We start from the raw sequence: 23227 nt of genomic DNA on the forward strand, positions 1-23227 counted from the left end.
ATCACAACCGCCACTTACGCTAAAGCCTTGTTTGAAGGTTTCGAAAGCAGCATTTACCGCAGCCTGATCGGCATAAGCACAAGCTGAAGCAGTGAATGGATCTGGTGATACCGGAACTACTGCCGCTGGAGCGGTGATAGTGAAAGTAGCTGAGCATGATTTCTGTAATCCGCAAGCATCAGTAACATTGTAATTTACAGTTACAGTTCCGCCGCATAAAGCTGGAGGAGTCAAATTCTCCAATCCTGTAATTGTTAAAGTTCCGTTACCTCCTGAAGCTGAAAATCCTTGTTTAAAGATTTCGAAAGCAGCATTAACTGCAGCCTGATCAGCATAAGTACAAGAGCTTTTTATATTATCCGGAGGACAAACTATATCAATAGGTGTTGGCGGAGTACTTGTAATAGTTACTGAATCTTCTGCCGAACATCCATTTATTGGGTCGGTGACTGTTAAAGTATAAGTCCCCGCTTTATCAATCGTTGGTGTTAGAGTCGTACCGTCTGAAACAATGTGTCCGTCTAATGTACTCCATAAATATGTAGCATTAGGCGTACTTGATGAGCCTGACAATTTTATCGACGTTATCAAACAAGTTAAGGCTTTATCGTTTCCTGCATTAACATTTGGCGGTACTTTATTTTCAAGAACCGTGACGGTTTTTTTAGCAAAACAGCCTTCTAAATTAGTATAAGCATATACGGTATAAATTCCCTTAACAGATACAACAGGTGCATTTCCCGCTATAAATGGTCCATCGACAATACCATCAGGTGAAGGTCCGTACCATTTAATAGTAGCATTTGCAGGAGTTGGTGTTGCTGTTAAAGTTGCTGTTGGATTATTACAGGTTAAAGGATTACTAACATTGCCTACTACGGCTACATCAGTAATATTTCCGAATAAAAATGGTCCTGAAAAATCTTTTAATTCTGAAGTAAATGAAGATGAAGATCTTGTTTTTACTAAAAGTGAGCCTAATAAATTTGAGCAAGGACTTTGGTTAATATTTCTACTATCTAATCCTAATGCTGTCAAATTAAGTCCAAACTCTGTAAACTGCAAAGCTTCGTAATCATTTTGAAAAGAAGCTTGTGAGCCTCTTAAAGTTCCCCATGGTGGCCCTAGTGTAGAAGCAGTTACATTAACAACTGCAAAAACATTCATATTTATACCTCCACCTTTTGCATTTATTTCTGCATATCCGTAAGGAGGCGCACCATTACCCTGGTCAAAAACACCGGTTAGATCAAAAGGTCTGTTAGGTTTTGAATTAAAAGCTGCTACATCAGCACTAGACATCCAAACTCTTACACTGGCAATTGGTTTTGTACCACCATTTTCAAAATCAATGGCGACAATTACATCCCCCGGAACAAGTATTTTTCCGGTGCCGTCAAAAGTCCATGCTGTGTGTCCTGACTGGCCACCTGTACCAACTAAAGCACTACCGTTAAAAGTAACTTCTGTTCTGAAAAATTCAAAATCAAAATGTGAATTCCCATCAGAGGAAATTTTAGATGCTCCTCCATATCCCCATAAAACTCCATTAGGATTAATTGCTAATGCGGCCGGAGATAAATCTCTTTTTAGGTAGCCGTATACATCAACAATATCATCTTTTTGAGGAATACTACCCGAACCTAAAGACCAAGTAGCAGGATTATCACCATTTTTGTTAGAATTTCCAGAAAAAGTATTAGAATCGCTGTTACTTTGAGTAGAATTTCCATCACGCCCGTAAACAGCATCAATCCACAAAAAATTACCAACCATGGTATTTTTTGGTTTCGACATTCTTTTTTCAAATGTAAAATTATTATTCGATTGGATTGATGTTTTTAACCCTGCCGCATTGCTCTGATCAATAACATTTTCACCGGTTCCATTAGCAAAAGCTGAGCTAAAAAACCAGTCATCATAAATACCAGAAACCGTAGGGGGAACCAAAAATTGTTCTTTGTTTGCATAAACATCAGCATCAATACCAAAATTAGCTTTTACAGCTGCTCCTGATACGGCTTGCGAATACAAATAAGGGTGGAAAGCAAATAGCATAAAAAATACCAATAAGCAAAACGGATACTTTTTGTGCATACTAATTTTCATCAAATTAAAATTTGGGAAAATTAGACTAATAAAAGAACAACGAAAGATTTTACACAATTCATGGTGTGTAATCTTCATGTGATAAAAAATAGTTTTTTTCATAATAATAGTATTTAAAATACCATTACATTAGTAAAAACCAGGAAGTTTACAGATTTGGAAATTACATGAAAAATAATTAACCATCTTCAAAAAGTTATGAAGTACAAAATCTAAAAACTCTTTTAAAAAGAATTGACCCTCAGAAAAAAATCTGACTTTAACGATCATGGGGAAAAAACATTTGTTAAAATTAGTTAATAACATAAATGCTCTCACTTAAAAGGAAGTATAATCGATATTATTCAAATAAAATCGACGAACGGAATGCAACAATAAGAAAAGTAGTATTTAATGTTTTTAAATAAATAAAAATCAGGCCTATCTATTTTTCGAAAATGAAAAATATAGACCTGATTTTTATGAATATCACAAAAAAGCGACTTTATATTAAACTAATAAAAGCCTTACTAATTAAAAAAATATTAATTTCGTAATTACTTCGTTTTAGGTTTAAACAATATTTTGCTAAAAAATAATACATGATAAGGCAAAGAATTTTCCCAATAATCCCAGGTATGTGCTCCTGGACGTTCGGTATAATCATGTTCTACTTTATTATATACTAATCTTCGGTGTAACTCTCTGTTAGATTCTATTAAAAAATCATCTACACCACAATCTATAATTAAAGGTAATTTGTTTGCTTTGATTTTATCTAGCATATTCATAACCGCATATTGTGCATACATTTCTGAGCTATCACTTTTATCTCCAAAAACGGGCTGCATTAATTTCACTACTTGCCCTGAAGATTCACGATTAAGCATTGTGCTCATATCAACGGCACCACTCATGCTTCCGGCAGCACAAAATAAATCAGGATGTTTTGCCGACAAATACAAAGCGCCATGACCACCCATAGAAAGTCCTGTAATGACTCTTCCACTTCTGTTGCTTATTGTTCGGTATGTTTTATCTACTTTTTGAACTACTTCCTGCGTGATAAAGGTTTCGAACTGACTTCCTTTATTCACAGGACTATCCAGATAAAAACTAAAAGTTTCACCTTCAGGCATCACAATAATAATATTGTATTGATCTGCTAAATTCTGAACTGTTTTTTTATTCGGCGTATTTTTTAACCAATCGCTAAAATGTCCATAAGCTCCATGTAACAAATACATTACGGGATAAGTGGTTTTGCTTTTAGCATACGAATTTGGCAATACAACAGCGGCTTTGTAGGTTTTGCCCATCGCTGTACTGGCAACTTGTAAAGTATCTACTTTTGCAGCATAACTCATAGACGAGGCACACAAAAGAACCGTAAATACTAAGATTTTAAAGTTTTTCATATTTATATTTTTCGATTAAGGAGTGTAAATATACCTTTTTTTCGAATTAATTATATGAAAAATCCGACCAGTTTTTTACTGCTCGGATTATGAGTTTGTGATATTATTTCTGCCATGGATTGCACAGATTAAAAGATTTTTTTCTCTACGGTAAATGTTTGCCACGAACTGAATACTGGATATTTTTTTGCCACAGATTATGTGGATTAGAAGAATTTTTATTTGTGGTAAATGTTCGCCACGAATTTCACTAATTTTCGCTAATTTAATTCGTGTTAATTTGTGACCCGAGCGATAGCGAACAGGCGAAGCAAATTCGTGGTGAAAACCCGTAAAATCCGTGGGCAGCTATCTTAGCTAATAATAATCTTATGCTCAAGACGATATTGCGAAGCGCTTTTACCCGTATATTGTTTGAAAGATTTACTAAAGTGACTGAAATTATTAAAACCGCTTTCGTAACAAACCTCATTAATACTCATTGGTTTTTCGGCCAGAAGCTTGGAGGCGTGAACCAATCGATATTCGTTTACAAATTCGGTAAAAGTTTTATTTGAAATCTTTTTGAAATAACGGCAGAATGAAGGCGTGGTCATACTCACCAGATTCGAAACCTCATCTATTGCTATAGATTCCTGAAAGTGATCTTTTACGTAATTAAAAATCACATTGATTCTGTCACTATCCTGCGTTTGCAATTCCAGCGAAAAACCGTCGGCGTTAAGCACTGTATAATCTTGTGAGGAATCTAACTCGTCGAGAATACTCAAGAGTGTCAGCAAGCGTTCAAACGGAAGCTGATGTTCCATCATTTCGATTTTCTTGCCTATATGTTTTTTAGTTTCTCCGCCAAAAGCAATTCCAACTTTGGCCTGATTAAAAATATTCTGAACCTTTTTCATTTCGGGAGCGATAAAAAAATCATTTCCCAAAAACTCTGGTTTAATATGAATAACGGTTTCGTTTTTGTTTCCCGTTTGTTCGTTCGTAAAACCACAATGTGGCAAATTAGCACCTATTAAAATCAAATCACCATTCGTATAATAAGAAACATGGCTTCCTATTTGTCTCTTCCCTGCTCCACCGTTTATAAAAACCAATTCAATCTCCGGATGATAATGCCATAAGTGAGCTTTACTATTAGTCTTTTCGGCGTGTTTAGTGTAGGTAAAAGAACTTCCGTAGGAGTTTGATATCACTTCAAGAGCTGGGGCGACTGTTTTCATGATACTATCTTTAAAATATAATAGCAAATTTAACAAAAAAACCTATAATAATTTAAAATTTAACCTATATCGGTTTCGTAAATGAGAATACAGCACGAAAAACAGTAAAATTCTAAAGCTGAAAATCGTGATTATTCGATTATTTTTTCAAGACCCATATTTTTATCCTTGATTTTTTCAATATATCGCATTTAAACAAAGATTTTATAAGTATATGCTAATTTTTGTAAGAATATTGGATAATTCAAAAAAGGTTAATAAATTTGAAAAAGTTAAAAAATAACAACCTAATTAACTAAAATACCTAATATAATTCAAAATTTAACCTATAACGCTTTCGTAAATGAGAATATAGCATCGAAATAGGAAAACACAGTTGTGAAAAAATAAGAGCTCCTGAAGTAATTTAGCATCAGAAAATTAGAAGTAAAAATTTAAAAACGAATAGCCATGAAAAAGATCTTAAAATTAAGCTTAGTATGTGCAGTGCTTTTTACAGGAATGAGTACTTATGCAATTGATGGGAATGATAATGGGAATAACGATTTTAATCTTCATGTATTAAAAGCGAATGGTAAACTAATTACGTTTGCTATGAATCAGGTTAAAAAAGCAAACCTGACAATTTACGATAAAGATGGTACTGTACTATATTCTGAATCAGCTTCAGGTAAAGACGGAATCTTAAGAACTTTTAGCTTAGAAGAATTTCCAGCTGGAACTTATTACTTAGAAGTTGAAGACAATGCAAAAAAAGTAAGACACGAAATTACTATTACTGATGAAACTTCGGTTTTATCATCAAAAGCAGTTTCATCAGTTTATAAAGCAGGAGTTTCTGCTAAAAATACAAGCGTAGCAGTACGCTAGAAAAGTTTATACTCGCATACAGTATAAAAATGAGGTTAGATAGTTAGTAAAGTTTAAAAACTGTATAGTTTTAGAAACAGCTCTTTGTGGTTATTGAGCTGTTTTTTTTTGCTTTATACTTTTTTAGTTTAACAACAAAGTTTTTTTGCCTTGGATTGTGGATTTTAACCGCAAAGCGCGCAAAGTTTTTTTATTCTGGATTGCGCATAGGAAACACAAAGTTCGCAAAGCTTTATCAACACAAAGCTTTGCGAACTTTGCGTTTATGTAAAAACTCGCGTATAAAAAAAATCTTTGCGTACTTTGCGGTTAAACTTTACCACCCACTTTTTATAAGAACCAAACACAAAGCTTTGCGAACTTTGCGTTTATGTAAAATCTCACATATAAAAAAACCTTCGCGCACTTTGCGGTTAAATTCTCAAGCACATTCTTTTGTAAGAAATGTAGATAAATTTACATTATCTTAATTCAAGTAAAACGTTGAAAAATAATAATCAAATTAACAAATACGATAAATATAATTCAAATTTTAACCTACAACGGTTTCGTAAATGAGAATATAGCATCGAAATCGGCAAATAGAGTTGTGAGAATATGTTTATTTGATAAGTAATTTAGCATCAGAGAATTAGAACTATTAATCTAAAAATTAAATACCATGAAAAAGATTTTAAAATTGAGTTTAGTATGTGCTGTACTTTTCACCGGAATGAGTACTTATGCAATCGACGGGAATGAAGATTTTAATCTTCACGTAATTAAAACGAATGGGAAAGTGATTACGTTCGCTCTGAATCAGGTAAAAAAAGCCAGTTTAACAATTTACGACAAAGATGGTAATCTAATTTATTCTGAATCTGCTTCAGGTAAAGACGGAATTTTGAGAACTTTTAGTTTAGAAGAATTTCCTGAAGGAACTTACTTCTTAGAAGTTGAGGATAATGTAAAAAAAGTGAGACATGAAATTACAATAACTGACGGTACTACGGTTTTGTCTAAAAAAGCAGTTTCATCAGTTTACAAAGCAGGTTTTTCTGCTAAAAATACAAGTATTGCCGTGCGCTAAAAAGTTTACGCACATAAAAAGTCTAAATGTGAGATTAGACGTTGTGAAAAATTAAAATAATAGTCTTCAAAAAACAGCTCCTTTGACGTTAATGAGCTGTTTTTTTATGCTCTTTTTTTACCGACTCTTTGCAAACCATTTTTTTTTGGAAAACTATTCTTAATAATTTCAAAAGTCTGGTTTTTACGGGATTAAAAAATTGCTTTTAAAAACATCAACGAGCCCAGTAATTACGTACATATTTCAGTAAAAACACTGAAACGTCTTTAATTCAACAATTTACACTTATAAAAAAATGTTTTTTTTGCATAAAATTAAATTTTAATTTTTAGTTTTGGGCTTGCCTCAAATACTAATAAACAATTAAAAAAGACATGACAAAATTTATCAAAATGGGCTTAGTTGTTGCCGTATTTTTAACAACTATTTTTACTTATGCAATTGATGGAAAAGGTGATTATATTTTGAATATAAAAACCGGAAATGGAAAAGTGGTTAGTTTTACTTTGAACACCGTTGAAAAATCAATTTTCTCAATCTATGATGAAAACAATAATTTAGTTTACAAAGGAGATTCTGCTGCAGACAAATTAGAGATTTCAAAAACAATAAGCTTAGAAGGTTTTCCTTCTGGAACTTATGTATTAGAAGTAAAAGAAAACAGTAAAGTTGTAAAACACGAAATTAAAGTTGCAGCTAAAAAAGAAAAAGCAGTTAAACTTGACGAAACGGTAAACGAAAGTCCTGGTTTCCGTCGTTAATTTTTTTTGCCCTAAAAAAAATTAAAAGCATCAGCCACGGCTGATGCTTTTTTTATGTGCTTTCTTTCCTGCGCAAATCACTTCCAAATTGAACCAGTCTCCAGAAAACATCGCAATCTGATGGAACCGGAATTTTTTGACTATCATTTTTTAAACTCTCCTGATAAATAGATGAATGTAAAATAGCATAGCAGTAATCTAATACATCTATTGTTGTAAAGCTTTGTCTAAATTCCGGGCGCAGTTCTTCACTATTTGCAAAACATACATTGCCTTCGCTTTCTTTTTCATTTACAAACAATAAATCTAAGTTTTTGGCTATTTGCTTCATAAATTCAGGGTTTATGAAAATAGAGTTATCAGCTACTTTTTTAAAAAGAACAAAATATATTCCATTACGCTCTATTGCAGTCTTTATAATAAGATTTTCCAATGCTACATTATCCAAATGTTCACTTATGCCTTCTGCAAGATACAAAGTATTGATTTTATTTAGATATTGCTGAATTGTCATGATGATTTTAGCTTAAGAAATATAAAGTTATGTCATATATTTAATATAAGTACACCGCATCTATAAAACGTTTTTTACCAGATAAAAGTTCCTAATTTGTTGCATCAGTTTTTTTAGGATAATTAGCTTCAGCCCTAAAAAAAACACTCGATTATCTTTTTATATCATTGATTTATATACATTTGCAAAACAAAAGCACCATTTTCAATAAACAAATGAAATTTTCTTACGTTATAAATTATTCAATATCAATAAAGGAAAAAAAATGAGTAGCCCTAACATTTTTTTAAACTAAAACCTATGCAAAAAAAAATAGTTCTTTTAGCACTGCTGACATTTTTTTCATTTCGCATTTCTGCGCAAGATGAAAAAAACTATGTAACCGATAAAGTAAGTAAAAAATACGCTTATGTTAATGTAATAGCGACCTACGAAAGAGTTGCTGCAAAAGGCTATAAATCAGTAGAGTTATTTCAAAAATTAGGAAATTCTTCTTACTCTGATTGTAAACTGGAAAAAGCGGCAATATGGTACGGTGAATTGTTTGCCTTAACATCTGATTTAGACCCTGTATATTATTATCGTTATGCCGACGCTTTACAATTCATCTGTCAAAATGAAAAAGCTGATGCCATACTTGCAAAATTGAAACTCAAGCCTAAAGGATCCTAAAAAAGTAAAGTCAAAATAAAGTAGCGGAGTTAATGATTGCTGTGGGAGGTCAGGAGACTTCGCACAGCAATTGTGAAAACTTAGCGGAGCGTGGGTTCACGGGCGAGACGCTCGCACCAGCAGTGGCTGGCAGGTATAATTTTTCCATTCGTATGTTTCTCTTTTGCGTTTTAATTAACACCTAAAAAACAGTTAAAAACGATATGAATCTTTATAACTCACCGAACCTTCATAAATACAAACACTATCAACTTCTACAGGTTTATGGTATCCGAGAGGTCGATTATGTTTTAAGATATGGTTAATGTTGACATTTCCGTTAGTTTAGTTTATATGTTTTTTTTTAGTAAATTTTAATTTTTTAACAGGAAATTCATGAATTATTAAACATACAATAAAATATGAAAGTTTTAAAAATAGCCAGTAAATAATTTACAAAAAAACAAAACAACTCAACAATTCTATTAAGGTTTTCCATAATTCAAAACATATAAAAACTCTATTAAACAAAAAACCTCCCATTTCTGAGAGGTTTTTCCATAAATATAAAATCGTAAAATCTACATATTCCTTCTATACTGCCCGCCAACTTCAAACAATGCCGAAGTAATCTGACCAAGCGAACAAACCTTTGTAGCTTCCATTAAATGGTCGAATAAGTTTTCGTTTTTAATAGCGGCTTCTTGCAGTTTGCTTAAATGCTCGTTTACTTTTGCTTCGTGAAACTGGTGTAAGTTATCCAGCATCGTAATTTGATATTGTTTTTCTTCTTCGGTGGCGCGAATTACTTCTGCCGGAATTACCGTTGGAGAACCTTTTGAACTTAGGAAAGTATTTACACCCACAATTGGGAAATCTCCGTTGTGTTTTAAGGTTTCGTAATACAAACTTTCTTCCTGAATTTTAGAACGTTGGTACATTGTTTCCATTGCTCCAAGAACTCCGCCACGTTCTGTGATTCGGTCGAATTCTTGCAGAACGGCTGCTTCAACTAAATCTGTTAATTCTTCGATTATGAATGAACCCTGAATTGGATTTTCGTTTTTAGCTAACCCTAATTCTTTATTAATAATCAACTGAATCGCCATGGCACGACGCACAGATTCTTCGGTTGGTGTTGTAATTGCTTCGTCATAAGCATTGGTGTGCAATGAATTACAGTTATCGTAAATCGCATACAAAGCTTGTAAAGTGGTTCTAATATCGTTAAAATCAATTTCCTGAGCGTGTAACGAACGTCCGGAAGTCTGAATATGATATTTTAGCATTTGTGCTCTTTCGTTGGCTCCGTATTTGTTTTTCATGGCTTTTGCCCAAATTTTACGTGCCACACGGCCAATAACCGAATATTCAGGATCTACTCCGTTTGAGAAGAAGAATGATAAATTAGGCCCAAAATCGTTGATGCTCATTCCGCGGCTTAGATAATATTCCACGTAAGTGAAACCATTAGAAAGCGTAAATGCCAATTGCGTAATTGGGTTCGCTCCTGCCTCGGCAATATGATATCCTGAAATCGAAACCGAATAGAAATTACGAACATTTTTGGTAATAAAATATTCCTGAACGTCCCCCATTAATCTTAAAGCAAATTCGGTCGAGAAAATACAAGTGTTTTGCGCCTGATCTTCTTTTAAAATATCTGCCTGAACCGTTCCACGAACTTGTGATAATGTTTTGGTTTTAATTTCATTATAAACTTCCAAAGGCAAAACCTGATCTCCGGTAACGCCCAAAAGCATTAAACCTAAACCATTGTTTCCTTCTGGTAAATCGCCTTGATATTTAGGGCGTTCCGTTCCTTTTTCTTTGTATATTTTGTTGATTTTAGCTTCAACTTCTTTCTCTAAATCGTTGGCTTTGATGTAATATTCACATTGCTGATCGATCGCCGCATTCATAAAGAAACCTAACAACATTGGCGCTGGCCCGTTGATGGTCATACTTACAGATGTTAAGGCATGAACCAAATCAAAACCTGAATACAACTTTTTAGCATCATCCAAACAACAAATCGAAACTCCTGCGTTTCCAATTTTTCCATAAATATCAGGACGAATATCTGGGTCGTTTCCGTATAAAGTCACACTGTCGAAAGCTGTCGAAAGTCGTTTTGCCGGCAATCCTGCACTTACATAATGAAAACGTTTGTTGGTTCTTTCTGGTCCGCCCTCGCCCGCAAACATTCTTGACGGATCTTCGCCTTCACGTTTAAACGGATATAATCCTGAAGCAAAAGGAAATTCTCCAGGAACATTTTCCTGTAAATTCCAACGTAAAATATCGCCCCAAGCTTCGTATTTAGGCAAAGCAATTTTCGGAATCTGCAAATGCGATAAACTCTCTGTATGTGTAGCGATTTTAATTTCTTTATCACGAACTTTAAACGAGTAAACCGGATTTTTGTATTTGTTTACTTTCTCATCCCAATTCAGGATAATTTCCCAATTATAAGGATCTAGATCCATTTTTACTTTATCAAACTGATTTAGTAAAAGGTTTAAGAAAATACGATTCTCGTCGTGTGCTTCGGTTGCGCTTGGTAAAACAGCCGAATCATCAATTCCTGCTTTATTAATTTGCGGAACTTTTCCAGAAACAGATTCTATCGTTTTAAAGATTCCGTATAGTTTTTGAGCTACTTTTTGCTGCGAAAGTGCGATTTCATCATAAGATCTGTTATTCTCAGCGATTTCAGATAAATAACGTGTTCTGTGTGGAGGAATCACGAAGATTTTCTCGCTCATTTCGCGTGTAATTTCAAAAGTCGATTTTAGATCTGAAGCTGTTTTTTCGACAATTTTATCCATAATCGCTTTATAAAGCGTATTCATTCCCGGATCGTTAAACTGCGAAGCAATTGTTCCGAAAACCGGCATTTCATCAGGGTTTTTATCCCATAAATTATGATTGCGCTGGTATTGTTTTTTAACGTCACGAATCGCGTCTAATGCTCCTCTTTTGTCAAATTTATTTAAAGCTACCAAATCAGCAAAATCAAGCATATCGATTTTCTCCAATTGTGTTGCTGCACCAAATTCAGGCGTCATTACATATAAGGATACATCTGAGTGATCCATAATCTCCGTATCTGATTGTCCGATTCCCGAAGTTTCAAGGATAATCAAATCGTATTTTGCGGCTTTTAAAACCTGAATCGCTTCGGCAACATATTTAGATAATGCCAAATTAGATTGACGTGTTGCCAATGAACGCATATAAACACGTGGATTATTAATCGCATTCATTCTAATTCTGTCTCCTAAAAGTGCTCCTCCTGTTTTACGTTTTGAAGGATCGACAGAAATTAATCCGATTGTTTTCTCTGGAAAATCAATTAAAAAACGACGAACTAACTCGTCTACCAAAGATGATTTTCCGGCTCCACCTGTTCCTGTAATTCCAAGAACCGGAATTTTAGAATTGGCATTATTGGTATGAATTTGATCAAAAACTGGTTTTGCTATTTCTGGGAAATTCTCTGCTGCCGAAATCAAACGTGCAATTGCGGTTGGAATTTTGTTTTCGATATGATCAATTTCTCCGTTTAGTTTATCTCCAATTGGATAATCTGCACGTTCTACCAAATCATTGATCATTCCTTGTAAACCCAAAGAACGCCCATCATCCGGAGAATAAATTCTGGTAATTCCATATTCATGTAATTGTGAAATTTCGCTTGGCAGAATTACTCCGCCTCCGCCTCCAAAAATCTTGATATGTCCTGCTCCTTTTTCGTGAAGCAAATCATACATATATTTAAAGTATTCATTATGTCCTCCTTGATAAGATGTCATGGCAATAGCATTTGCATCTTCCTGAATAGCTGTATTTACAACTTCTTCTACACTACGATCGTGACCTAAATGTATTACCTCAACTCCAGTTGACTGAATAATACGGCGCATAATATTGATGGCAGCATCATGTCCGTCAAAAAGTGAAGCAGCGGTTACAATTCTTACTTTATTTTTAGGATTATATGGTATTTGTTGTTCCATTTTATGAATATGATAATTTTAAGGGAGCAATTTACAAAATATTTTAATATTTGATCACTTCGATAGCTTTATGTTAACAAAAAAAGGAATGTTTTTTTTCATACCAAGGGTAACAATCTAAACCATTAGTTGATATATACATATAAAACCTACAAACATGGCAATTTCGCAACATTTAAACACAATGCAACAACTTATGTAACAACATGATAGAGTAATTTAGCACAGAACAAAAACCCCAAATTTTTGCCAAAACTAATTTATCTAAAGTAGTAACGTAAAAATTTAAAAAATGAAAACATTATATTCCACCAGCCTAATTTTTGTCTTTAGTTTTTTTATCTTTTCCTTTAATCGAATCGAAAAAAATGACTCCGGAACAGTAAAAACTTTGACAAACAGTTATAATCACACCACAGATGATTATTCTGATCCATTGGTAGATAACAACGTTCAAAATGCTTTCTTTAAAACATATAATGATTTAAAAAAACAACAAAACGATGTAATCTCTATTTATAAGAATAAATCTTATGAAACTTTATTAGATACTCTGATCAAACCTAAACGATTGGAAAAAAATGATGAAGTACTTTTTAATCAATATTACAAACTTCAAAATGCTCTAAAAAAATATCAAAAAATAGAAAAAGAAAATAACTGGAAACCAATAACTTTCGCAAGTCCTTATAAAGACATTCGACCAGACGAAAAATCGATCACTGTTGCACAAATCAGAAACCGATTATTTGTAATGGGAGATTTGAAAAATGACTCTAAAAGTGATTTTTATGATCAGGAATTAATGGATGGTGTAATGAAATACAAATTGAGAAACGGGTTAAAACCTAATTACATTATTAATGAAGATCATATTAAAGATTTAAACACTCCTATTGCAGACAAAATCAAAACATTAATGATCAACATGGAACGTTGCCGCTGGATTTCGCCTCAACTTTTAAAAGACAAAGAATATATCATGGTTAATGTACCATCGTTTGAATTGGTTTATGTAAAAAATGGTAAAATCGAATTGGTTTCTAAAGTGTTTGTTGGTTCTCCATTGACTGAAACAACAATTTTTAACGGCAATATTGAGAAAATAGTTTTTAGCCCTTATTGGACAGTACCTCAAAGTATTGTGGACAATGAATTGAAATCAAAAATTGCTGCTGATGAAAATTATTTGACAGAACATAATATGGAGATCATAAATGGTCAGGTGAGACAAAAACCGGGTCCGGAAAATTCATTAGGGTTAGTAAAATTTATTTTCCCAAATCCAGATGATATTTACATGCACGATACACCTGCCAAAACATTATTTGATTTTGAAAAAAGAACTTTTAGCCACGGTTGTGTGAATGTAAGTAAAGCTAAAGAATTAGCAATTGCAATGCTAAAAGATTATCCTGAATGGACAGAAGAGAGAATAAACAAAGCCATGGACGGTACTGAGGAAACTACTTTTAAATTGCCCAACAAAGTGCCTATCTATATTTGTTACTTTACTTCGTGGGTAAACGAATCTGGTGAGGTGAGCTTCTTTCAGGATGTTTATGACAAAGATGGCGATTTGAATAAAGTTCTTTTTCCTGAAAATGCTGTAGCTGATAAGTAATATAAATTGAGAATATTAATCTCGTAAGAGCTGTACAAAGTCATTCTTTTTGTACAGCTTTTTTTTTGTCTTATTCTCACCTATTAAAACAACCTTAACTTATTAATTTTAAATCTTTTAAAGGATAAAAAAAACACCAAAACTGAAAGAACTTTGTATCATAATAATACCACTAATTTCTAATTAAAATTAATTATCATGAAAACAGAGAATATCGAAGGATTAACACTTTTTGAAATAAATCTATTGATTCAACAAGGCGGAAGATTTGTAATGTTTCCAAATCTGATGACCAAATTAAAAAGTTCAACTATCTATTTTGTTCGTCCTGAGGAAAAAATAATAAAATATGCATTACGACATTTTTTAAGAATTTCTTAAATGGTTGGCGCTCATTACCTCTAAGACCTTTTTACATCTCAAAATCTATATTTTATTTAGCGATTGGCGGTAGAGATTATACACACAATATATTAGCCGACTTAAAGCAAATCAACCCTGTTTACAATCCTAATTTATACTGCTTGCAATACGTATAAATTTCACATACTTAAAATCAAAGCGAAAATAGAATTAGTTCTGTTTTCGCTTTTTTTATTTATTGAATAAAAAACAATGTCTTAAAATACCAATTTTAAATCTTTTCAAATCCGTTTTTTAAATCGGTTAAAAAGATATTTGCAGGCATTTTCATTCAAGCATTTGAAAATACCTTTAATTAAGAATAATGAAAAAACAGCTTGTAATTTTTAGTATTGTAATAATTTTACTTTCTTCCTGTAATAATTTTACTTCTACTGAAAATAATACCTCAAATGAAAAAAACATTCCGCGACCTACACCTCCAAAAACCAGCGGACCCCCACACATATTGTTTATAGGAAACAGCCAGACAGAATATTTTGTAAGCGCCCCTATATTATTTAAAGAATTTTGCGACGCCAACAATCAACCAATGAATGTTGATCAATTAATTACCGTTGGAGTTTCGCTGCAAAAAGTTTATGAAACAAATAAAACAGAGGCAAATCAAATTTTTTCTAATAAAGATAAGGATGGTAATTATTTCGATTATGCAATTATACAGGAATCAACTGCCATAGCTTTATCTGAAATCGGGAACTATAAAGCCAATGTCAAAATGATTGTTGAAAAAATACATAAAAACAGTCCAGATGTTGCAATCTATATTTACCAAGGAATATCGCCCTTAGCTTATACAGATTCTGATTTTATAATGTCTCATAATACAATACGCAAAAATGCGATTTCGATTGCGGCATTTATAAAAAATGCCGGTTTGTTGAGAGTAGGCGATGCTATTAAAGATGCTTATGATGGTAAAAATGGTTATAATTATTTGGTTGAGAATAAAGACAATCTACGTTACGGGAAACATACACTTCATCTTATAAACGACGGTGGATTTATGCAGGCAAATTTGCTATATGCTACTATTTTTGACAAAAAACCAATTATTCCTAAAAAACTTCTGCTAATTACCGGAACAGGATATTACGATTCTTTGAGAAAACAAGAAGTTACTACGGCCATTAGCAACCCAAATGCTCTGCAGGAAATAGCCTTCGATAATAAATAGTCTAATTTTATCACATTTTATACAAAATCATCTTACGAAATAAGATGATTTTGTATTTATAATACTCTTATCTTATTAAAAAATATGTACTTTTAAATTCAAATTTTAACACAAAACATATATCGCCTTTAATCTAAAACTATGGAAGATTCAAACGAATTAATTGTTAGAAAAAGTTGGTGGGACAGAAACTGGAAATGGTTTGTTCCAACAGGATGTTTAAGTCTTTTGGTACTTTTAGGTTTATTTATAGCTGGAATTTTCTTTGGTATAACTTCTATGCTAAAAGGATCAGATTCGTACAAATTTGCTATGAACGAAGCACAACATAATAAGATCGTAATTGAAAAACTAGGAAGTCCTATAGAGGATGACGGAATTGCTTCGGGCAGTATTAGTTCAACTAATAATATGGAAAGCTGCGACTTACAAATTCCGATAAAAGGACCTAAAGGAAAAGGAACTCTATTTATTGTTGGTACTAAAAGAGGAACCTGGAAATACAACGAAATGAGCCTTTATATTGAAGCTTCTAAAGAAAAAATTGATTTATTAAAGAAGTAATTCTATTTTTAGATTGCTGAAATTTCCTGTTATTGATAAAATCTTTGTCGAAGTTTAAAACTTTGACAAAGATAAAAACCTTCCCAAATTTTATATGAAATCATTCCTTTTTGTGTGTTTCTGCCTTTTTAAAACTATTTGCATTTCGGCACAATCTCAAAATAAATACGCACAGTACACTAATAAAATTGTGCAATTTTCAAAACCCGTAAAAGTTTTAAACAACCACATTGATGCAACCGGAAGCGGTTCTATCGAATTTACAAATGCAAAGAAACAAGTACTTCGGTTTCGTGTTATGAATCACAAATTGCAAGTACTACATGGTGAGATTGCTTTTCAGCTTTTCTATTACAATAATAATTTTTTAGAAAGGGTCGAAACTTTTGATACAAACGGAAGTTTAGCCGGCGAAAGAGAATCAAATAATGAAGCCGCAGTCGTCTTTATTATTGAAAAACCACGTTTGTACTTAAAGAAAAAGAAACTAATTGACGCTGCCGAAGGAAACATCAGCCTAAAAGATGACAGCAACGAAAAAATTATAAGAGTACAATTCTACGATCACAACAATCTTCTAATACCAGAAATGCACTATACCTATATTTCAAGCAAAACATATTGGAATCAAAATATTAGGATGAATTGGCCGTAAACAAGGTCCTGAGGTTCTAAGTTGCTAAGATTTTAAGTTACATAAATCAATTATAATTTTGCTGTTTTGAGCAATTACTCAGCACTAAATAATGTATAATAAAATAAAAAAATGGCTAAAGAACCGTTCGCAGCAACACTAACATTACTCTGGATTGGAGGCTTTTTCTTTTGGATGATAAAAGGCTTTAAAGGAAAATTAGCAGATCAATATAACGAAGAATTTAATAATCGAAATATCTGGACCGGTTATACAATTACATTAATTTTTACAGGGATAATCGTTTATTTCATTATCCGAAACGAACTTTAATATACCAAACAAACAGGCAAATATCTTAATTTAAGAAGTTTATTAAACAATTGTTTCTTTTTAATTAAAACATCGTTTTTAAACTAAATTTAATGTCCATATTCATATATTTGGCAAAAATAAACCTATGAAAAAAATTACATTATTCTTGTTGCTAACTATAATTGGCAGTAGTTCTTATGCTCAGAAAGCAGACACAAATAAGAAAAAAGTTAAAATTAGTATCCCAAAGTCGGAGTTTTTCAAAAACATCAAAACGTATAACATTATCGTTCAGGGAGATGATACCTGGAATGCAACTTATGCCGATAAGGACACAAAAACGTATGAGCAAAATGTTCCTAAAAACACTATCGAAGATTACACTAAAAAAGATGTAACAAACCCAGATATCCGTGTATTAATGGGGTACAAAGGCGCAACTTATAAAAAAGCCGACAATGGCACATACCTTTTAGATGGAGATTTCAAATATTTAGTTTTAGGTAAAAACAATGAAATTATATACGAAAAAGGAACAAACGCTAAGATGTATTCCGCTGCTTATGTTAATGGAAAACCAAATCAAAGTTTAGCTAGTGATTTGAATAATATTGGTTATAAATATCTTACTGATAATAATATTCTTGCTGCTGAAAAGGAGTTCTCTTTAAACTATGGTTTATTTGAGAAAGCTGAAGAGTTCAGTGAACTAGTTGAATATAATACTAAAACTGATGAGTTTTTAAACAAAATAGCAAGTAGTTCTTTAGATTCATCATACTTAACAGATTTAGAAAAATTCTACTTGGGTTATGTAGGTAAAGAATATAAAAAAATGAAGCCTAAAGATTATAATAAAGTAATTTATTTAAATTTAGCTTTAACACAAATGTTTCTTCCAAATTTCGAAAAGTCATTAGAATATCTTGAAACTGCTAAACAAGGTGCAGGTATGATGAGTATGTGGCCAGGTGATACCGAGGCAAACATAAGAAGTTTGATGACTATTAATCAACAAAAGTTTACAGCTAAAGTTGAAAATCCTACGTTTGATTCTGCTTATTATATTTATATTAACGGAACTGTATCTCAAAACGGAAAAACGCTGGCTGGAAAATTAAAAACAGATCGTTTTACCAACAATGCTGAAGGAAGTATCATGCAATCAAACAATCCTACAGAAGCTAAAGTTTGGGTTTATAAAGATAATGGAGATGTTGATTTTGTTATTGTTAATGATAAAACAACCATTGCAAATGACAAAGGTCTGGAGTTGAAATTTATTTCATATAACAACTCTTTTATTTTAGTTGAAAAAACAGGCGATTCATGCTTTAAAAAATACGAATCTAATTCAACAGATGTTTATTGCGAGAAAGATGGCAAATTTGAAGTAAAAAAATAAATTTCTTTCTTTTTAAGAATACAAAAATCAAAAGAGATTCAGCTTATGTTGAATCTCTTTTTTTTATTAGTAATTGTAAAACCAAAAAGCTCTCCTTTAGGCCCGATAGAAGTGGAAATCTTTTTGCTTTTTCCTTTAAAAAGCAAAAGATTACTTCACCTAATACTTATTTTATTTGGAGTTCAGTGAACTTCGTTTGAAACGAATAGCTGGATTAGGTCCTAAAAAAAACTTAGAACCTTAGTAACTCAGAGGCTTAGAGACTAAAAAAAACAAATTGTTAATTATGAAACAAATTGTTTATGCTCCTAAAATAAAATTGTGGCTTTGTTTTTGAATAAGTAGTATTTTTGAAACTTATATAAAAACCTACTCAATGAAAAAGATTTTAATTTTAGCCCTTGTTTTTTCTCTTAGCTCTTGTGCTCAGGTACAACAAACCCTAAATCAACTACCTCAACTGTCTTCGCAAATTCCAGGATTGGGTGGCGTTGATATCGCATCTGGATTAAAAGAAGCTCTTAATAAAGGTATTACGCAACAGGTAAGTAAATTAACCGCAGTTGATGGTTTCTATAAAAATGAAGCCGTAAAAATATTAATGCCTGCCGAATTACAAAAAGTAGATGCTACTTTACGTAAAATTGGTCTTAGTTCTCTTGCCGATGAAGGTATTAAAGTGCTAAATCGTGCGGCTGAAGATGCAGTGAAAGAAGCAACCCCGATATTTGTTTCGGCGGTTAAGAATATGTCGTTTACAGATGCTAAAAATATCCTTTTAGGAAATGACAGCGCTGCAACTAGTTATTTGCAAAATAGCACTACTACAGCTTTATACGGAAAATTTAATCCAGTTATTAAAAATTCTTTTGCAAAAGTGGGTGCCGATGTAGTTTGGACAAACATTATAAACAAATACAACACGATTCCGTTAGTTAAAAAAGTAAATCCAGATTTAACTGATTATACTACAAATCAAGCTTTGGCAGGAGTTTTTAAAATGATTGCTGTTGAAGAAAAAGATATCCGAAATAATATTAGCGCAAGAACAACACCTTTGTTAAAAAGTGTGTTTGCAATGCAGGACGGAAAATAATTTTTTTGAAGGCTCAAAGGCTCAGAGTTACAAAGGTTCAAAGCAACCTTTGTCGCTTTGAACCTTTGCAACTTTGTAACTAACCAAAATAAACCAAAATGCAAAAAATTACCATTCTGATTCACTGTAAAGACCAAAAAGGAATTATCGCAGCCGTGACTACTTTTATTGCAAAGGTAGAAGGAAACATTATCTACATTGATCAGCATGTTGATGTGGAGCAAAATGTATTTTTTATGCGATTAGAATGTGAATTAACCAATCATAATGTTACTATCGAAAGCTTTAAAGCCGATTTTGACCAGACGATCGCAACTCAATTTAATATGTCCTGGGATTTGTACAATCAGGAGCAAAAACCAAAAATGGCATTGTTTGTATCTAAATACGATCATTGCTTATTTGATATTTTAGGACGTTACAGCGCTGATGAATTAAATGTTGAAATTCCGGTGATTATCAGTAATCACAACGATTTAAGATCTATTGCCGAACGTTTTGATATTCCGTTTCACTGTGTGCCTTTTACCAAAGACAATAAAGAAGAAGGTGAAGCCAAACAAATTGAATTACTAAAAAGATATCATATCAATTTTATTGTTTTGGCGCGTTATATGCAAATTATTACACCAAAATTGATTTCACTTTACGAGAATAAAATTATCAATATTCATCACTCGTTCTTGCCGGCTTTTCCGGGAGCAAAACCATATCATTCGGCTTTTAAACGTGGCGTAAAAATTATTGGAGCAACAAGCCATTATGTTACCGAAGAATTAGACGAAGGTCCGATTATCGAACAGGATATTGCTCGTGTTTCGCACATACATTCGGTAGATGATTTTATTATGAAAGGACGTGATTTAGAACGTATTGTTCTGGCTCGAGCCATAAAATTACACGCCGAACGTAAAACTATGGTTTATAGTAATAAAACAGTTGTTTTTTCATAGGTTCAAAGAGTCAAAGTACCAAAGGTTCAAAGGTCAATCATAAAATAAAACAAAACCCGACAGATTTAATCTGCCGGGTTTTGTTTTAATATCAAGTAAAAGACTTTGAGCCTTTTATTTAACTAAATCGAATCTATCCAAATTCATTACTTTAGTCCATGCTGCAACGAAATCTTTTACAAATTTTTCTTTGGCATCATTACTTCCGTAAACCTCTGCTATAGCTCGAAGTTCTGAGTTAGAACCAAATATAAGATCTGCACGGGTTGCTGTCCATTTTGTTTCTCCTGTTGCACGATTATATCCTTCAAAAACTTCTCCGGTTTCGTTAGTTGCTTTCCAGGTAATACCCAAATCTAATAAGTTAACAAAGAAATCATTACTCAATGTTCCTGCTTTTGCAGTAAGCACACCATGCTTAGAACCGTCGTAATTAGCATTCAATACTCTCAAACCTCCAATCAAGACCGTCATTTCAGGTGTTGTAAGGGTTAATAATTGAGCTTTGTCTACCAAAAGTTCTTCTGTTATTGCAGTTGTTTTAGCGCTTTTATAGTTTCTAAATCCATCCGCTTTTGGCTCTAACGCTTCAAACGAATGTACATCTGTTTGTTCTAAGAGTGCATCACCTCTTCCTTGTGTAAAAGGAACCTCTATATTTAATCCGGCATTCGATGCTGCTTTCTCGATCGCTGCTGATCCTCCCAAAACAATTAAATCTGCTATAGAAACTGATTTTCCTGAATTGTTAAATTCCTTTTGTATCGCTTCTAAAGTTGCCAATACATTTTTTAATTGATTTGAAGAATTGACTTCCCAACTGATTTGAGGTTCAAAACGAATACGAGCCCCATTAGCTCCTCCACGTTTATCAGAACCACGGAATGTAGAAGCTGAAGCCCATGCAGTATGCACTAATTGTGAGATCGAAAGACCGCTTGAAAGGATTTTATCCTTTAAAACAGCAATATCATTTTGGCTTAATTCATTTTTACCAGCAGGAATCGGATCTTGCCAGATCAATACTTCACTTGGAACTTCAGGTCCTAAGTAACGTACAATTGGCCCCATATCTCTGTGAGTTAGTTTGAACCACGCTCTGGCAAAAGCATCAGCAAATTTGTCAAAATTTTGCATATAGTCTCTTGAAATTGGTTCATAAATAGGATCCAATTTCATTGCCATATCTGCCGTTGTCATCATTGGAGTATGTTTTTTCGTAGGATCAAATGCATCTTCTACGATTGTAGCACTTTCATCAGTTGGTGTCCATTGATGTGCTCCTGCAGGGCTTTTAGTCAATTTCCAATCATATTTAAACAATGTTTCAAAATAACCATTGTCCCAAGTTGTCGGATTTGGTTTCCATGCACCTTCAAGACCACTTGTAATAGCATCTTTACCTACTCCGGTTCCAAAACTACTTTTCCATCCTAACCCCATTTGTTCGATGCTTGCACCTTCAGGCTCTGCTCCTACTAATGCTGCATCTCCTGCTCCGTGCGCTTTACCAAAAGTGTGTCCACCCGCTGTTAAAGCCACGGTTTCTTCGTCATTCATAGCCATACGGGCAAAAGTCTCTCTGATATCTCTACCAGATCCTAGTGGATCAGGATTTCCGTTTGGTCCTTCAGGATTTACATAAATTAATCCCATTTGCACTGCTGCAAGAGGATTATCAAGTTCACGCTCTCCTTTATATCTTGTATCACCAAGCCATGTTGTTTCATTTCCCCAATTAACATCTTGTTCTGGCTCCCAAACATCTTCTCTACCACCTGCAAATCCAAAAGTTTTGAATCCCATAGATTCTAAAGCGCAGTTACCGGTTAAGATCATCAAATCTGCCCACGAAATTTTATTCCCGTATTTTTGTTTAATTGGCCAAAGTAAAAAACGTGCTTTATCTAAATTACCATTGTCAGGCCAGCTATTAAGAGGTGCAAAACGCTGATTCCCTGAACTCGCGCCTCCGCGACCATCAGATATACGGTAAGTTCCGGCACTGTGCCATGCCATACGTATAAACATAGGGCCATAATGACCATAATCAGCCGGCCACCAGTCCTGAGAGTTTGTCATTAAATCAAAAAGATCTTTTTTGACTTCATTTAAGTCTAAAGTTTTAAACGCAGCAGCATAATTAAAACCTTTTTCCATAGGATCTGACAAACTAGAATGTTGACGCAATATGTTTAAGTTTAAACGATTTGGCCACCAATCTTTATTAGATGTTCCTGTACCAGCAGTTTCTTTCATTTGTCCATTGTGATAAGGACATTTACTTTCGTTTGAATCACTCATTTCTTTTGTTTTTTTATTAATAAAGTTAACGGTTCTCTAGCAAATGCTAATTTTTTAAGAAATCACATATTACTGATATTTAACACTTTATCAAATATACAAACTTATCTTTA

The 23227-nt window shown here is 33.1% G+C and carries 18 protein-coding genes and 1 pseudogene; 13 read left to right on the plus strand and 6 right to left on the minus strand.

From position 1 onward, the window contains the following. The 3 genes and pseudogenes from LPB88_RS21730 to LPB88_RS21740 form a co-directional block, all read right to left on the minus strand. Positions 1-2109, minus strand: a pseudogene (locus tag LPB88_RS21730) (hypothetical protein); the annotation flags it as partial. Positions 2110-2645: 536 nt separating this feature from the next. After that, on the minus strand, positions 2646-3506 hold the full coding sequence (locus LPB88_RS21735) for an alpha/beta hydrolase family protein (protein ID WP_230717762.1): 861 nt from the start codon (positions 3504-3506) through the stop codon (positions 2646-2648). A gap of 353 nt (positions 3507-3859) precedes the next feature. Then, complete coding sequence (locus tag LPB88_RS21740) at positions 3860-4732, minus strand: AraC family transcriptional regulator (protein ID WP_230717763.1); 873 nt, start codon at positions 4730-4732, stop codon at positions 3860-3862. Positions 4733-5182: 450 nt separating this feature from the next. Between LPB88_RS21740 and LPB88_RS21745 the strand changes: the two genes are divergently transcribed. The 3 genes from LPB88_RS21745 to LPB88_RS21755 all read left to right on the plus strand — a co-directional run bounded on the left by LPB88_RS21745 (position 5183) and on the right by LPB88_RS21755 (position 7432). Next, positions 5183-5602: a DUF3244 domain-containing protein gene (locus LPB88_RS21745; protein WP_230717764.1), complete on the plus strand. Its 420-nt coding sequence runs from the start codon at positions 5183-5185 to the stop codon at positions 5600-5602. A 661-nt stretch (positions 5603-6263) separates the two neighbouring features. Continuing rightward, positions 6264-6671 (plus strand): DUF3244 domain-containing protein, encoded by a 408-nt coding sequence (locus tag LPB88_RS21750; RefSeq protein WP_230717765.1) that lies wholly within the window; start codon positions 6264-6266, stop codon positions 6669-6671. 374 nt (positions 6672-7045) lie between these two features. Then, positions 7046-7432 (plus strand): secretion protein, encoded by a 387-nt coding sequence (locus LPB88_RS21755; protein WP_230717766.1) that lies wholly within the window; start codon positions 7046-7048, stop codon positions 7430-7432. A 52-nt stretch (positions 7433-7484) separates the two neighbouring features. Here the strand turns inward: LPB88_RS21755 and LPB88_RS21760 are convergent, their stop codons facing one another. After that, a complete protein-coding gene (locus LPB88_RS21760) occupies positions 7485-7946 on the minus strand; it encodes a type ISP restriction/modification enzyme (protein ID WP_230717767.1) in 462 nt (153 codons plus the stop codon). A gap of 300 nt (positions 7947-8246) precedes the next feature. Here LPB88_RS21760 and LPB88_RS21765 point away from each other — a divergent pair, with 300 nt between their 5' ends. Continuing rightward, complete coding sequence (locus LPB88_RS21765; RefSeq protein WP_230717768.1) at positions 8247-8618, plus strand: flagellar motor protein MotB; 372 nt, start codon at positions 8247-8249, stop codon at positions 8616-8618. A 560-nt stretch (positions 8619-9178) separates the two neighbouring features. Here the strand turns inward: LPB88_RS21765 and LPB88_RS21770 are convergent. Then, complete coding sequence (locus tag LPB88_RS21770; RefSeq protein ID WP_230717769.1) at positions 9179-12619, minus strand: methylmalonyl-CoA mutase family protein; 3441 nt, start codon at positions 12617-12619, stop codon at positions 9179-9181. Positions 12620-12911: 292 nt separating this feature from the next. Between LPB88_RS21770 and LPB88_RS21775 the strand changes: the two genes are divergently transcribed. The 9 genes from LPB88_RS21775 to purU all read left to right on the plus strand — a co-directional run bounded on the left by LPB88_RS21775 (position 12912) and on the right by purU (position 20810). Continuing rightward, the gene (locus tag LPB88_RS21775) at positions 12912-14243 is read left to right on the plus strand and encodes a murein L,D-transpeptidase (protein WP_230717770.1); all 1332 of its coding nucleotides are present in this window, start codon (positions 12912-12914) and stop codon (positions 14241-14243) included. 198 nt (positions 14244-14441) lie between these two features. Further along, positions 14442-14624 (plus strand): hypothetical protein, encoded by a 183-nt coding sequence (locus LPB88_RS21780; RefSeq protein ID WP_230717771.1) that lies wholly within the window; start codon positions 14442-14444, stop codon positions 14622-14624. 346 nt (positions 14625-14970) lie between these two features. After that, entirely contained in the window at positions 14971-15843 is an 873-nt protein-coding gene (locus LPB88_RS21785; protein WP_230717772.1) for a hypothetical protein, read from the plus strand. A gap of 141 nt (positions 15844-15984) precedes the next feature. Beyond that, complete coding sequence (locus LPB88_RS21790; RefSeq protein ID WP_230717773.1) at positions 15985-16407, plus strand: cytochrome c oxidase assembly factor Coa1 family protein; 423 nt, start codon at positions 15985-15987, stop codon at positions 16405-16407. A 94-nt stretch (positions 16408-16501) separates the two neighbouring features. Next, positions 16502-17062: a hypothetical protein gene (locus LPB88_RS21795; protein WP_230717774.1), complete on the plus strand. Its 561-nt coding sequence runs from the start codon at positions 16502-16504 to the stop codon at positions 17060-17062. A 111-nt stretch (positions 17063-17173) separates the two neighbouring features. Further along, positions 17174-17374: a hypothetical protein gene (locus LPB88_RS21800; RefSeq protein ID WP_230717775.1), complete on the plus strand. Its 201-nt coding sequence runs from the start codon at positions 17174-17176 to the stop codon at positions 17372-17374. Between the two features lie 127 nt (positions 17375-17501). Beyond that, a complete protein-coding gene (locus tag LPB88_RS21805) occupies positions 17502-18761 on the plus strand; it encodes a hypothetical protein (RefSeq protein ID WP_230717776.1) in 1260 nt (419 codons plus the stop codon). Positions 18762-19137: 376 nt separating this feature from the next. Next, on the plus strand, positions 19138-19857 hold the full coding sequence (locus LPB88_RS21810; RefSeq protein WP_230717777.1) for a DUF4197 domain-containing protein: 720 nt from the start codon (positions 19138-19140) through the stop codon (positions 19855-19857). A 98-nt stretch (positions 19858-19955) separates the two neighbouring features. Then, positions 19956-20810 carry a formyltetrahydrofolate deformylase gene (gene purU, locus LPB88_RS21815; RefSeq protein ID WP_230717778.1) on the plus strand — a complete coding sequence of 285 codons (855 nt, stop codon included), beginning with the start codon at positions 19956-19958 and terminating at the stop codon, positions 20808-20810. A gap of 114 nt (positions 20811-20924) precedes the next feature. On the opposite strand, the gene katG is transcribed toward purU, so the two are convergent. Then, a complete protein-coding gene (gene katG / locus LPB88_RS21820) occupies positions 20925-23114 on the minus strand; it encodes a catalase/peroxidase HPI (protein ID WP_255673730.1) in 2190 nt (729 codons plus the stop codon). Positions 23115-23227 lie beyond the last annotated feature (113 nt).

The organism is Flavobacterium sp. JAS, assembly GCF_020991455.1.
Classification (GTDB): Bacteria; Bacteroidota; Bacteroidia; order Flavobacteriales; family Flavobacteriaceae; genus Flavobacterium.